Here is a 13,220-nt window from a genome sequence, read left to right as displayed (position 1 = left end):
GGGCTGCGTGGCGGGGGCTGTATCCCGGGCTATGTCCCGGGCGGGGTTCCGGGGTGCGCCCCGGCCTGCCGGGCGGCGAGGACCGCCTCGGCGACGACGAGGTCCAGGGGCGTGGTGACCTTGAAGGCGAGGGCGTCCCCCTCGACGACGCGCACCGTGGCGCCCTGGGCCTCCAGGAGCATGGCATCGTCCGTGATGCCGGGATCGGATGCCGTGGCACTCGCATGAGCTGCCCGCAGTGCGCGGGCGTCGAACCCCTGGGGGGTCTGCACGGCGCGCAGGACGGCGCGGTCGGGCGTCGCCGTGACGACGTCGCCCGTCACGACCTTCACCGTGTCCACCACGGGCAGCACCGGGATGACCGCGGGCGCCCCTGCACCGACGGCGGCGACGACGCGCTGGAAGACCGCAGGCGGGGTGAGCGCACGGGCGGCGTCGTGGACCAGGACGACGGCGGCCGACGAAGGCAGCGCGTCGAGGCCCGCACGGACGGAGGCGGCCCGGGTCGCCCCGCCGGCCACCGCCGTGATCCGCACCGTCCGAACGCCTGCGGCACCTGCCTGGTCGACGACGGCGGACAGCACGGCGTCGCCTGCGGGGAGGACCACGACCACGGACGCCGCGATACCCGACGCGACGACAGACTCCAGCGAGTGCTCGAGGAGGGTCCGCCCACCGCACAGCACGCGCGCCTTCGGAATGCCCTGCCCGAGCCGCTGTCCGGATCCGGCGGCGACCAGGACGACGCCGACCTCGGCTCGGACGGACTGCGAATTCTTCTCGGACACTCCGTCACCCTATGACAGGGCAACAAAAAAGAGGGACCCGGGGGTCCCTCTTTCGCGTCGTGCCCGTCTCCTAGGAGGCGAGGACCTCGTCGAGAACGCTTGCGGCCTTCTCTTCGTCGGTCTTCTCGGCCAGGGCGAGCTCGGAGATCAGGATCTGCCGGGCTTTCGCGAGCATCCTCTTCTCACCGGCCGACAGGCCGCGGTCGTGGTCGCGGCGCCAGAGGTCGCGGACCACTTCTGCGACCTTGATGACATCGCCCGAGGCGAGCTTCTCGAGGTTCGCCTTGTAGCGGCGCGACCAGTTCGTGGGCTCTTCCGTGAATTCGGCCCGCAGGACGTCGAACACGTGCTCGAGGCCCTCCTTGCCGACTACGTCACGAACCCCTACGAGGTCAACGTTCTCTGCTGGTACTTCTATCGTCAGATCACCCTGTGCCACCTTGAGCTTGAGATACATCTTCTCTTCGCCCTTGATGACGCGCATCTTGATCTCTTCGATCTTCGCTGCGCCGTGGTGAGGGTAAACAACTGTTTCGCCGACCTCAAAAACCATGTGGACTTTCCCCTTTCCCGTCAATCAGTTTATCACGGCAACGACACGCCCGACGATGCGTTTTCGCAGGTCAGAGGGCCGAATCAAGCTCAATTGGCTATCATTCGCCTCTTGACGGGGAGAGCTTTTGGTGATCCGCCCGCTCCCGGGCCGACGAAACCAACACCACGGTTCCGCGGCATTGCCGATAGTCTGTTGGGTAGGTCCGCACCGGATCACACCCTTGTCCCGCCTGTTGAACCCCAGGAGTTTGTGCTGTGAATTGTGCACCGAAGAACCGAGCGCAGCAGGCCGTTGCTGCCGGCGCCGTGCTGCTGATGCTGGGTGTCTCCGGCTGCAGCTTCACCGCGGAGCAGTCGACGACGACGCGGTACGCCGCGTCGGACGGCATCGTGAAGGACCTCGGGCCGGTGCAGCTGCGCAACGTCCTGGTGGTCGGTCGCGACGACGAGACCACGGGCCGCCTGGTGGGCACCGTGTTCAACACGAGCGACGAGCCGGTCGACCTCTCCATCCAGGCCGGCGGCGCAGCCACCAGCGTCACGATCGAGGGCCAGGGCGAGTTCACGTTCGAGGACGAGACGACGGACGACGCCACGCTCGAGGGACTTCCCGACACCCCGGGCTCGCTGATCGACGTCGACTTCACGGTCCAGGGCGACGAGGCGACCTTCGAGGTACCGGTGCTCGACGGGACGCTGGAGGAATACCGCGAGTACGTGCCCGGCGGCTACACCCCGCGGCCGAGCGAGCCCGCCGCGACCGAGGAAGCCGCCGAGGGAGCGCACGAGGGCTAGGCCCGCCAGCACCTCCACCGATGGACATGCCCGCCTCCAATCGATCGGAGGCGGGCATTCCTGTCTCCCGAGGGGAGCGCCGGGTGCGGGGGCGGCTCAGGGCTCGTACTTGTAGCCGAGGCCGCGGACCGTGATGAGGTAGCGGGGGTTCGAGGGGTCCGGCTCCAGCTTGCTGCGCAACCGCTTGACGTGCACGTCGAGGGTCTTCGTGTCCCCCACGTAGTCCGACCCCCAGACGCGGTCGATCAGCTGACCGCGCGTCAGGACCCTGCCCGAGTTCCTGAGCAGCATCTCCAGCAGCTCGAACTCCTTGAGCGGGAGGGCTACCTGCTCGCCGTCGACACTCACCACATGGCGTTCGATGTCCATCCGGACAGGCCCGGCCTGGACGGTGGTGGAGACGAGCTCCTCGGGTTCGCCCTGGCGCCGGAGCACCGCCCGGACGCGGGCCACGAGCTCGCGCGACGAGTACGGCTTGGTGACGTAGTCGTCGGCACCGAGCTCCAGCCCCACCACCTTGTCGATCTCGGCGTCCTTCGCGGTGAGCATGATGACCGGGACGTTGGAGCGCTGGCGCAGCTGGCGGCAGACCTCCGTGCCGGACAGTCCCGGAAGCTGGAGGTCCAGCAGCACGAGGTCCGCGCCCGCGCGGTCGAACTCGGTGACGGCGTCGAGGCCGTTGTCCACCACGGACACCTCGAAGCCTTCCTTGCCGAGGAGGTAGGACAGCGGGTCACTGAACGACTCCTCGTCCTCGACGATCAGAATGCGGCTCACGCCTTGACTCCCTGCTCCTGGACAGCGGTGCTGCCCCTCTTGACGGTCTTCCGGTCGGACTGCTGCCCTGTCGACCCCGTTGCGCCGTCCTCGGGGGCGCTCTCCATCTCGGGCAGGCGGACGGTGAAGGTGCTTCCCTGGCCGGCCTGCGACCACACCGTCACCTCGCCGCCGTGGTTGGACACGACGTGCTTGACGATGCTGAGGCCCAGGCCGGTGCCGCCGGTCTGGCGGGACCGCGCGGCGTCGATGCGGTAGAACCGTTCGAAGATGCGTTCCTGTTCCTCGGGCGTGATCCCCGGGCCCTGGTCGGTGACGGAGACCTGGACGAGGCCGTCCCGGGACCGGACGCCCACGCCGACGCGGGTACCCTCCGGCGAGTAGCGGATGGCGTTGTCGATGAGGTTGCGGAAGGCCGTCATCAGGAGATCGTGATCGCCGTACACGGGCAGGGAGACCGAGCCGCCGACGACGATGTCGATCTGCTTGCTCTCGGCGGGCAGCTTGTTGCGGTCCACGGCCTCGACGATGACCGAGTTGATGTCCACGGGCTTCCCCCGGCGCACGACGTCGGCGCCCTGCAGGCGGGAGAGCTCGATGATGTCCTGGACGAGGGCGGACAGGCGGCCGGACTCCTTGTGCATGCGCTGGGCGAAGCGGCGCACGGCCACCTCGTCCTCGGCGGCGTCGTCGATGGCCTCCGCGAGGAGGGAGATCGCGCCCACCGGTGTCTTCAGCTCGTGGGACACGTTGGCGACGAAGTCGTTGCGGATCTCCTCGCTACGGGTGATCTCCGTGCGATCGTCGGCGAGGATCAGGATGTATTCGGTGCCGAGGGCGGCGACACGGACCTGCACCACGATGGTCCCCTGTCCAAAGGGGCCGCGGGGGAGCTCGAGCTGTTCCTGCTCGATGACGCCGTCGCGCCGGACGCGTGCCGTGAGGTCGAGCAGTTCGGAGTGGACCACGGTGTGCCCGCGGACGAGGCCGAAGGCGTAGGCGGCGGGACTCGCCCGCACGACGCCGTCGATCGCGTCCACGATGACGTAGGCGCGCCCGATGATCGAGAGCACCTCGGCGGCGCCGTCGGGCAGGGAGGGTTCGTCCTCGTAGCGGAGCCGGAGCCGCTGCGCCTCGCTCGCACGGAAGGCTGCCATGCCGCCCACGCCGAGGGCCAGGCCTACCAGCCCGGCCACGAGCGTCAGGAGAAGGGGGTCCACGGACCTAGCTTATGCTCTGCGATTTCGGGCCCGGGCCCCTCCGGTGGCAATAGGTAAGGGGTTCAACTAACGTTCACGTAAAGCGGGGAAACAGTTCACCGCTGGCTGGAATGCTCGTCGGCAGAACTGTGACAACGGTTGAACCGATACTTCCAGGGAAGGACGCCCACGTGCGCAAGGTTTTTCAGGCCGAGCTACACCAGATCGGCGAGGAGCTGATCGAGATCTCGCAGCTGGTGTCCGAGGCCATCCAGAAAGCCAACAGCGCTTTCCAGGGTGCCGACACCGAGCTCGCGCAGGAGGTCATCGCCGCCGACGCGCGGATCGACTTCCTGCAGAACTCCCTCGACGAGCGGGCGATCGACATCCTCGCCCTCCAGGGGCCCGTGGCCTCCGACCTCCGCATGATCGTGGGTGCGCTGAGGATGAGCGCGTCGCTCGAGCGCATGGGCGACCTGGCCCGGCACGTGGCGCAGCTCGCGCGCCTGCGGTACCCCGCGAACGTGATCCCGGAGAGCATCCGACCCACGTTCGACGAACTCGCCGACCTCGACGTGCAGATCGCCGCGAAGGTCACCGAACTCCTGGAGACCCGGAACCTCGAACTGAGCAACGAGATCGACACCGCGAACATCCGCGTGAACGAACTGCACGCCAGTGTCTTCAGGGCCGTCGCCGCGGAGGACTGGAACGAGACCGCGCCGACGACCGTCGACGTCACCCTCGCCAGCCGCTACTACGAGCGCTTCGCGGACCACGGCGTCTCGGTGGCCCGCAAGGTGGCGTACCTCGTCACCGGCGAGTGGCAGCCCAGCGCTCCGCTGAACTGACCACTGCCGGGCCTGCGGGCCCGCAGGATCGGAACGGCGGCGGTCCCCTCGGGGGCCGCCGCCGTTCCTGTTCGTCCGTGCTCCGACGCGGAAGGGCTAGTGCTTGCCCTGGTTCGCCACGGCCTCGATGGCGGCGGCTGCCGCCTCGGCGTCGAGGTAGGTACCGCCGGCCTTGACGGGCTTGAGGTCCTCGTCGAGCTCGTACACGAGCGGGATGCCGGTGGGGATGTTCAGCGCCGCGATGTCCTTGTCGCTGATCCCGTCGAGGTGCTTCACGAGGGCGCGGAGGGAGTTGCCGTGGGCGGCGATCAGCACGGTCCTGCCGTCCCTGATGTCCGCGGTGATGTCCGACTCCCAGTACGGCAGGAAGCGGTCGAGGACGTCCTTGAGGCACTCGGTGCGCGGGACGTCGTCGCCGAGGTCCGCGTAGCGCGGGTCGTTGGCCTGCGAGTACTCGCTGGCGTCGTCGAGGGGCGGCGGCGGGGTGTCGTAGGACCGGCGCCATTCCATGAACTGCTGCTCGCCGTACTCAGCGAGGGTCTGTGCCTTGTCCTTGCCCTGCAGCGCGCCGTAGTGGCGCTCGTTGAGGCGCCAGTTGCGCTTGACGTCGATCCAGCTGCGGTCGGCGGCCTCCAGCGCGAGATTCGCGGTGATGATGGCGCGCTTCTGCCGAGACGTGTAGACGATGTCGGGAAGGATGCCGGCCTCGGTCAGGAGATGGCCGCCGCGGGTGGCTTCCTCGCGGCCCTTCTCCGTGAGGGCGACGTCCACCCAGCCGGTGAAGAGGTTCTTCTCGTTCCATTCGCTCTGCCCGTGGCGCAGCAGGATCAGTGTGTAGGTCATGGCTCCTAGTCTGCCGTATCGCGCTGCGCCGGTCATTCCGGCCCGCCCCTGGTCCGCCAGTGTTAAGCGGGGCCGTCGGCAGTGCGGTCGGGCGCGTGCCCTAGCCTTGATGGGTGCCCCCGCGTCCCCGTCCCCCGAAGCCGCTCGGGACCATCACCCGCGGCACCACCAACCCGAACCGGCTCCGCCGGGTGGACCGCTGGCTCGCCGGCCCGCAGGGGCACCGGCTCCGCCGGGCCGCCGATCCGCTCGTGGTCGACCTCGGGTACGGCGCGGCTCCGGTCACCGCCGTCGAACTGTTCACCCGCCTGCGGTCCGTGCGGGACGACGTCGAGGTGGTCGGCATCGAGATCGACCCGGCGCGCGTGGCCGCGGCCGAACCCCTCGCCCGGCCCGGGCTCACGTTCCGTCAGGGCGGCTTCGAGCTTCCGCTGGATGGCCGGCTGCCGGTCTTCGTGCGCGCGTTCAACGTGCTGCGTCAGTACGGCGAGGACGAGTACGCGGCGTACTGGGACGAGGTCCGCTCCCGGCTTGCACCCGACGGGCTGTTCGTCGACGGGACGTGCGACGAGATCGGGCGGCGGTCCACCTGGGCTGCCCTGGACACCGGCGGACCTGTGTCGCTGAGCATCTCGCTGCGGTTCGGGGCGTTCACCGTCCCCTCCGACGTGGCGGAACGGCTGCCCAAGGCACTGATCCACCGCAACGTGGAGGGCGAGCCGGTCCACGCCTACCTTCGGGCCCTGGACCGGGCCTGGCTCGACGCCGCAGCGCTCGCGTCCTTCGGCCATCGGCAGCGGTGGGTGGCGATGTGCGGCGCCCTGAAGGCGGCTGGCTGGCCGCTGCTGGACGGCGCATCACGCTGGCGCCTCGGGGAGATCACCGTGGCGTGGGAGGCCGTGAGGCCCGGCTAGGGTCCTACCAGGGACCGTAGGGGCCGTAGTTCCCACCGCGGCCCGAGGTCTGGCTGACGGCCGGCTTCACGTCCGCGAGGTACACGCACGCCGCCACGATGGCGACGAGCTGGAAGAGGTTGAAGCCGCCCCGACCGCTGAGTGCGGACAGCAGGCCGACAACGACGGCACCGCCGGTGAGGGCGAGCCAGAAACCCTTGGTGCGCTTGAAGGCGGCTTCGAAGGCCGTCCCGGGACGGCGCAGGCAGTCGGAGAAGGCCCACACCTCGATGCCCAGGGCGATCAGGCCGAGCACGAGGTACAGGTAACGCTGGATTTCGAAGACGAGAGCCACGGACCCAGCTTAGCGGCCCTGCCTGCGGCCGCGCACCGGCGATGTCGACCAGCGCGAACGGGCCTATCCGCGCTTCCGGGAGGTCAGAGCCCGCCGTCGCGCGGGCCGGCCGCGACGCGCAGCGCGGAGTCGAGGTCCGCCCACAGGTCCTCGGGGTTCTCGATGCCGACGGACAGGCGCACGAGGGCCTCCGGTACCGTGACCGGTTCGGCGGGCTGCCGCCGCCGTCGTTCGATCAGCGATTCCACTCCGCCGAGCGACGTGGCCGGCAGCCACAGGCGGACGGCGGCGACGAGGGCGTCGGCCGTGGCGACGTCGTCGAGCTCGATGCTGACGATGCCACCGAAGCCGTTGAACTGCGCGGCGGCGCGCTCGTGCCCCGGGTCCGTGGGGAGGCCCGGGTAGCGCACGCGGCGGACGGCGGGGTGGTCCGCGAGCCGAAGTGCCAGCGAGGCCGCGGTCCCCTGACTCCGTTCCATGCGCAGGGCGAGGGTGCGCAGTCCGCGCAGGGCGAGCCACACCTCGAACGGGCCCGCGATGGCGCCGTGCAGGGTCCGGTGTGCCAGGAGCCGGTCGCGGAGCGCCGCGTCCGAGGTGATCAGCGCCCCGAGGACGACGTCGGAGTGGCCGGCGAGCCACTTGGTGACCGAGTGGAGCACGACGTCGACCCCGGCTTCGAGCGGCCGGTGGACGATGGGCGTGTTGAAGGTGTTGTCGGCGACGACGACGGCGCCGGTCGCATGGGCGGCGTCGGTCAGGACGGACAGCTCGGCGACCTCGAGCATCGGATTCGTGGGGCTCTCGAGCCATAGCATCACCGAGCCGGCGTCGAACCGGGCGGCGAGCGCGTCGAGTTCCGCGAGGACGGACGGGGTGTTCGCGATGTCCACGGTGCGCAGTTCGAAGCGGCCCTGGGCGGCGAGGTCGGCGGCGAGGCTGATCGATCCGGCATAGGCGTGGCGCGGCATGACGACCGCACCGCCGGTGGGCACGAGGGACAGTGCGGCCGCGGCCGCGCCGAGTCCCGACCCGAAGACGAGTGCCGGCAGGTCGGCGCCCTCGAGGGCGCCGAGCGCCTCCTCGAACGGGTCCCACGTGGGGTTGGAGCCGCGCGCGTAGATACGGTCGCCCGCCTCCGGTGCGCGTGTCTCGTGGTACGTCGTCGAGAGGATGAGGGGCGGATTGACGGGCGCATCGTGCTCGCGGGGAGGACGTCCTGCGGCGACGGTGAGGGTGTCCGGGGCGAGGGCGGAGCGCTCAAGTTCCATGGCACGAGCCTAGTGCCGGGCTCGACGGCCCCTGCAAGTGTTACCGGGAAAGGTCGCCACCACTCGGTAGGCTGGGCCCGTGACCTTTCCCCTCCCGCACGGGCTTCCCGGGCTCTTTCTCGCACTCGAGGGCGGCGACGGCGCCGGCAAGTCCACGCAGGCGGCACTGCTGTGCCGCGCTCTCGAGGACACCGGCCGCACCGTGGTGCGCACGCGCGAGCCCGGCGGCACCCCGATCGGGGAGACGCTGCGCTCGCTCGTGCTCGAGCACGGGCACGGCGATATCGATGCCCGGACCGAAGCCCTGATGTTCGCGGCCTCGCGTGCGGCGCACGTCCACCAGGTGATCGTTCCCGCCCTGCAGCGCGGCGAGGTCGTGGTGTGCGACCGCTACATCGATTCCTCCGTCGCGTACCAGGGAGCGGGCCGCGGGCTCGGACCGCAGGCCGTCCTCGACGTGAACCTCTGGGCCACCGACGGCCTCCGCCCCGACCTCACCGTGCTGCTCGACGTCGACCCGGCGGAGGGCCGCAGCCGCCGCACCGCGGGTGCCGCCCCGGAGGACCGCCTCGAGTCCGAGCCCGACGGCTTCCACGCCAGTATCCGGTCCGCCTTTCTGGACCTCGCGCGCCAGGAGCCCGGACGCTACCTCGTGCTGGCCGCGTCCGCTCCACCCGAGGAACTCCACCGCGCCATCCTCGACGCCCTGCCCCGGGTCACCGCATGAGCGTTGTGGCGCACGGCCTTCCCGCGACGGGCGTGTGGGCGGAGCTGCGTGGGCAGGAGCAGGTCGTGGAGCAGCTGCGCCGCGCCGCCCAGTCCGGTGCCCCCACCCATGCCTGGCTCTTCACCGGCCCGCCGGGCTCCGGGCGCTCCAACGCGGCCCGCGCCTTCGCCGCGGCGCTCCTCTGCGAGCGCGAGGAGCTCGGCGAGCGCGGCTGCGGCACCTGCAAGGCCTGCCACACCGTCCTCTCCGGCACGCACGCCGACCTCACCAACGTCACCACGGAGAAGGTGACCATCAGCATCGACGAGGCCCGTGAACTCGTCCGCAAGGCACAGGACAAGCCCTCGACGGGGCGCTGGCGCATCATCATCGTCGAGGACGCCGACCGCATGCAGGAGCGCAGCACCAATGTGCTGCTCAAGGCCATCGAGGAGCCGCCGCCGCGGACCATCTGGCTGCTCTGCGCCCCCAGCCCGGGCGACGTGCTCGTCACCATCCGGTCCCGCTGCCGGTCGGTGGGCCTCCGGCTGCCGCCCGTCCAGGATGTCGCGGACCTGCTCGTGGCCCGCGACGGCATCGACCCCGCGACGGCGGAAGCGGCCGCGCGTGCGGCCCAGAGCCACATCGGGGTGGCGAAGAGGCTTGCCACCGATGAGGGCGCGCGGGAACGGCGCAACCAGATCATCCGGCTGCCGCTGACGTTGCGCTCCGTGGCGGGTGCCATGCGCGCGGCGGCGGACCTGGTGAAGCTGGCCGAGGCGGAAGCGCAGAGTTCCTTCGAGCAGCGCGACGCCGAGGAGCGGGCCGCCCTGCTCGCAACCCTCGGCGCCCCGGAGACCGGCACCCTCCCGCCGTCCATGCGGGCGCAGATCAAGCGCCTCGAGGAGGACCAGACGCGGCGGGCCAAGCGGTCCAAGAACGACTACTTCGACCGCGCCCTGACCGACCTCATCTCCTTCTACCGGGACGTGCTCATGCTGCAGGTGTCCAGCGGGCAGTCGCTGGTCAACGAGCCCCTGCGGCCCGAGCTCGAGGAGTTCGCCCGCCGGGAGAGCGCGGAGGACACCCTCCTGCGGCTCGAGGCCATCAACGAAGTCCGCACGAGACTCGTCAGCACCAACGTGTCCCCGCTCCTCGCGATCGAAGCGATGACCGTGAGCCTCCTCTCCCGGAAGGACCTCGACCGATGACCCTCGGGCCGCTCCACCGACTCGCCCCTCCCGGCAGGACACCCCGCCGTCGTGCCGCCGGGGTCCTGGCGGCCGCCGCCGTCGTGCTCGGCGTGTCCGGGTGCTCGCTGTTCGCCCCCGAGAACCGGGCGGAGTCCCCCGTCTCCGGCGTGGAGACAGCAGAACCCGCCGCGATCGGCGAGATCGACGAGGACCTCCGCGGCTTCTACACGCAGGAGGTGCAGTGGGAGTGGTGCGAGGGGTCCTTCTCCTGCGCCACGGTCGAGGTACCGCTGGACTACAGCGACCCGGGCCGCAGCAGCATCGACATCGCCGCCATCCGGTCCGACGCCACGGGCGAGGCCCAGGGCACCATCCTGGTCAACCCGGGAGGGCCCGGAGGGTCCGGCGTCAACATCGTGAAGGACTCCCTCGACTACGTCGCCAGCGACCGGCTGCGCGAGGACTACGACATCCTCGGGTTCGATCCCCGGGGGGTCAACCGGTCCAGCGCCGTGAAGTGCTACACCGACGCGGAGGCCGATGCGGCGCGACAGGAGAGCTACCCGGCCGACGCGACGGACGACGAGCTCCTGGCGCTCATGGCGGCGGACGCGAAGGAGTACGCGGACCTGTGCGCCCAGCGCACGGGGGAACTCCTCGGGTTCGTGGACACCGAGTCGGCGGCACGCGACATGGACATCCTGCGGGCGGTCGTCAGCGACGAGAAGCTGAACTATCTCGGCTTCTCCTACGGGACCCAGCTCGGCGCGACCTACGCCGACCTGTTCCCCGATCGGGTGGGACGCCTCGTCCTCGACGGCGCGATCGATCCGTCGCTCAGCAGCGAGGACGTCACGCTCGGTCAGGCAGTCGGCTTCGAGAAGGCCGTGCGCGCGTACGTCGCCGATTGCCAGCAGGGCGCAGAGTGCCCCTATCCGGGAACGGTCGACGACGGCGTGCGCCAGATCCAGGACCTGTTCGCCGCCGTGGAGCGGCAGCCGATGAAGGCTGAGGACGGCCGCCTCGTGCCGATCTTCACCTTCGTCCAGGGCTTCATCCTGCCGCTCTACGACAACGGGAACTGGCCCACCCTGACGCAGGCGGTCAGCTCGGCACTGGACGGTGACGCCTCCAGCATGCTGTTCCTCGCCGACCTCTCAGCCGAGCGCGAGCCGGACGGCACCTATGCGACCAACTCGTCGGCGGCCTTCCTCGCCGTGAACTGCCTCGACTACCCGATGACCAGCGACCCGGACCAGATGCGGGCGGACGAGCGGGAGCTCGTCGCCGCGTCGCCCACGTTCGGCCGGTTCCTGGCCTACGGCGGTCTGACCTGTGCACCGTGGAAGTACCCGCCGGTCCTCGGGCCGGCCCCCCTGCGGGCGGAAGGCGCGGACCCGATCCTCGTCATCGGCACCACGGGCGATCCTGCAACCCCCTACGAGTGGTCCACCGCGCTCGCGGAGCAGCTCGAGTCCGGCGTGCACGTCACGTGGGAGGGCGAAGGACACACCGCATACGGCCGGTCCAACGACTGCATCCTGGACATCGTCGATTCCTACTTCACCGACGGAACGGTCCCGGAGGACGGGGCGCGCTGCTGACCGCCCGGCACGTCCCGCCGGCGCCCGGGACGCACCCATTTTGACCCCGGGCCGGAACCTCCTATAAAGTTGTGGCTTGTGGATCGGCCCCGGGCATCGCCCGGACCAGGAAGCATTGCCTCCTTAGCTCAGTCGGTAGAGCGTCTCACTCGTAATGAGAAGGTCGCCAGTTCGACTCTGGCAGGAGGCTCCACCGAAGCCCCGGACGGTACCCCGCCGGGGCTTTTCCATGCCCTGATTCCCGGCACGACGGATGCGGCGGGCACCCGGAGGTACTCGCCGCAGGGTGTCCGAACAGGTGGGGACAGGCTAGGTCGCGCTGATTTCAATGGGCAACGGGGAATTCCGGGTACCCGGACCCCTCGCCAGTGTGCGGAGAGTCTGTTAGCTCCGGGCCGACGCAGACCCTTCCCTGACACGAAAGAGCCGCCCGGCAGTGCCGGGCGGCTCCTTCGGTCGGCAGTCGCGATCTGCCAGGGATGGGGCTAGGCGAAGTCGGACGTCGCAGGGTCGGCGCCGATGCGTCCCGCGGGGCCCTTGTCGAGTCCGTTGATGGCCTCGATGTCCTCGTCCTCGAGCGTCACGTCGAGGGACTCCCAGTTCTCGACGATGCGGGACTCCGTGACCGACTTCGGGATCACGATATTGCCGAGCGCAAGGTGCCAGGCGAGGACGACCTGCGCGGGAGTGGCGTTCCGCTTCCGGGCGATCTCCTGCAGCACGGCGTCGTCGAGCAGTCCCTTGCCCGAGCCGAGGGGCGACCAGGACTCGTGCAGGATGCCCTTCTCGGCCTCGAAGGCCCGGAGCTCGGACTGGTTCAGGTACGGGTGGGTCTCGACCTGGTTGAGCACGGGGACCACGCCGGTCCCGTCGATGATCTCGTTGAGTGCCTCGACGGTGAAGTTGGAGACACCGATGCTCTTCACGCGCCCCTGCTTCTGCAGTTCGATGAAGGCCTTCCACGTGTCGAGGTACTTGCCCTGCTTGGGCTGCAGCCAGTGGATGAGGTAGAGGTCGAGGGTCTCGAGTCCGAGGCGTTCCATCGACTCGTCGAACGCCCTGAGGGTGCTGTCGTAGCCCTGGTCCGCGTTCCACAGCTTGGTGGTAATGAACATCTCGTCGGCGCCCAGACCCGAAGCGGCGATGGCACGGCCGACACCGGCCTCATTGCCGTAGATCCTGGCGGTGTCGATGTGGCGGTACCCCGCCTTGAAGGCCCGGCCCACGACGTCCTCGGCGACGGTGTCCTCGACCTGCCACACTCCGTACCCGAGCTGCGGGATCTCGTGGCCGTCGTTGAGCGTAAGATTTGGTGAAGTAGTCATACAGGCGGGAACCAGCGGCGGCTCCCATTTATTTCTGTTCCCCCTGACAACTATCAGCCTGCGGCGCA

At 69.8% G+C, this 13,220-nt stretch carries 14 protein-coding genes and 1 tRNA gene; 7 read left to right on the top strand and 8 right to left on the bottom strand.

Annotated elements, in window-relative coordinates:
• Positions 1-29 precede the first annotated feature (29 nt).
• Positions 30-788: a 2-C-methyl-D-erythritol 4-phosphate cytidylyltransferase gene (gene ispD / locus ACX80J_RS08360; RefSeq protein ID WP_459345964.1), complete on the bottom strand. Its 759-nt coding sequence runs from the start codon at positions 786-788 to the stop codon at positions 30-32.
• 70 nt (positions 789-858) lie between these two features.
• Entirely contained in the window at positions 859-1,341 is a 483-nt protein-coding gene (locus tag ACX80J_RS08355; protein WP_028280415.1) for a CarD family transcriptional regulator, read from the bottom strand.
• Between the two features lie 257 nt (positions 1,342-1,598).
• Between ACX80J_RS08355 and ACX80J_RS08350 the strand changes: the two genes are divergently transcribed.
• Entirely contained in the window at positions 1,599-2,138 is a 540-nt protein-coding gene (locus ACX80J_RS08350; RefSeq protein ID WP_459345963.1) for a hypothetical protein, read from the top strand.
• A gap of 96 nt (positions 2,139-2,234) precedes the next feature.
• On the opposite strand, the gene ACX80J_RS08345 is transcribed toward ACX80J_RS08350, so the two are convergent.
• Both ACX80J_RS08345 and ACX80J_RS08340 read right to left on the bottom strand, forming a co-directional pair.
• A complete protein-coding gene (locus tag ACX80J_RS08345) occupies positions 2,235-2,915 on the bottom strand; it encodes a winged helix-turn-helix domain-containing protein (RefSeq protein ID WP_459345962.1) in 681 nt (226 codons plus the stop codon).
• On the bottom strand, positions 2,912-4,135 hold the full coding sequence (locus ACX80J_RS08340) for a sensor histidine kinase (protein ID WP_459347434.1): 1,224 nt from the start codon (positions 4,133-4,135) through the stop codon (positions 2,912-2,914). Before ACX80J_RS08340 ends, ACX80J_RS08345 begins: the two co-directional genes overlap by 4 nt.
• Positions 4,136-4,305: 170 nt before the next feature.
• On the opposite strand from ACX80J_RS08340, the gene phoU reads away from it, so the two are divergent.
• Positions 4,306-4,965: a phosphate signaling complex protein PhoU gene (gene phoU / locus ACX80J_RS08335; RefSeq protein ID WP_459345960.1), complete on the top strand. Its 660-nt coding sequence runs from the start codon at positions 4,306-4,308 to the stop codon at positions 4,963-4,965.
• Between the two features lie 96 nt (positions 4,966-5,061).
• Here phoU and ACX80J_RS08330 read toward each other — a convergent pair whose 3' ends face one another.
• On the bottom strand, positions 5,062-5,808 hold the full coding sequence (locus tag ACX80J_RS08330; RefSeq protein WP_459347433.1) for a phosphoglyceromutase: 747 nt from the start codon (positions 5,806-5,808) through the stop codon (positions 5,062-5,064).
• A gap of 113 nt (positions 5,809-5,921) precedes the next feature.
• Here ACX80J_RS08330 and ACX80J_RS08325 point away from each other — a divergent pair, with 113 nt between their 5' ends.
• Positions 5,922-6,722, top strand: a complete 801-nt coding sequence (locus ACX80J_RS08325; protein ID WP_459345958.1) for a class I SAM-dependent methyltransferase — start codon at positions 5,922-5,924, stop codon at positions 6,720-6,722.
• Between the two features lie 4 nt (positions 6,723-6,726).
• Here ACX80J_RS08325 and ACX80J_RS08320 read toward each other — a convergent pair whose 3' ends face one another.
• The gene (locus tag ACX80J_RS08320; RefSeq protein ID WP_459347432.1) at positions 6,727-7,056 is read right to left on the bottom strand and encodes a DUF2516 family protein; all 330 of its coding nucleotides are present in this window, start codon (positions 7,054-7,056) and stop codon (positions 6,727-6,729) included.
• 83 nt (positions 7,057-7,139) lie between these two features.
• On the bottom strand, positions 7,140-8,324 hold the full coding sequence (locus ACX80J_RS08315; RefSeq protein ID WP_459347431.1) for a trans-sulfuration enzyme family protein: 1,185 nt from the start codon (positions 8,322-8,324) through the stop codon (positions 7,140-7,142).
• A gap of 79 nt (positions 8,325-8,403) precedes the next feature.
• On the opposite strand from ACX80J_RS08315, the gene tmk reads away from it, so the two are divergent.
• From tmk to ACX80J_RS08295, 4 genes are all read left to right on the top strand, one after another.
• A complete protein-coding gene (tmk, locus tag ACX80J_RS08310) occupies positions 8,404-9,051 on the top strand; it encodes a dTMP kinase (protein ID WP_459347430.1) in 648 nt (215 codons plus the stop codon).
• Positions 9,048-10,241 (top strand): DNA polymerase III subunit delta', encoded by a 1,194-nt coding sequence (locus ACX80J_RS08305; protein WP_459347429.1) that lies wholly within the window; start codon positions 9,048-9,050, stop codon positions 10,239-10,241. The genes tmk and ACX80J_RS08305 overlap by 4 nt, the downstream gene beginning before the upstream one ends.
• The gene (locus ACX80J_RS08300) at positions 10,238-11,827 is read left to right on the top strand and encodes an alpha/beta hydrolase (protein WP_459345953.1); all 1,590 of its coding nucleotides are present in this window, start codon (positions 10,238-10,240) and stop codon (positions 11,825-11,827) included. The genes ACX80J_RS08305 and ACX80J_RS08300 overlap by 4 nt, the downstream gene beginning before the upstream one ends.
• A gap of 117 nt (positions 11,828-11,944) precedes the next feature.
• A tRNA-Thr gene (locus ACX80J_RS08295) sits at positions 11,945-12,020 on the top strand.
• A 292-nt stretch (positions 12,021-12,312) separates the two neighbouring features.
• Here ACX80J_RS08295 and ACX80J_RS08290 read toward each other — a convergent pair.
• Entirely contained in the window at positions 12,313-13,152 is an 840-nt protein-coding gene (locus tag ACX80J_RS08290) for an aldo/keto reductase (RefSeq protein ID WP_459347428.1), read from the bottom strand.
• Positions 13,153-13,220: the final 68 nt, after the last annotated feature.

The sequence above is a fragment of the Arthrobacter rhamnosi genome (assembly GCF_054510975.1).
Note: the sequence above shows the minus strand (reverse complement) of the source record. Positions and strands in the feature narration are given on the sequence as shown.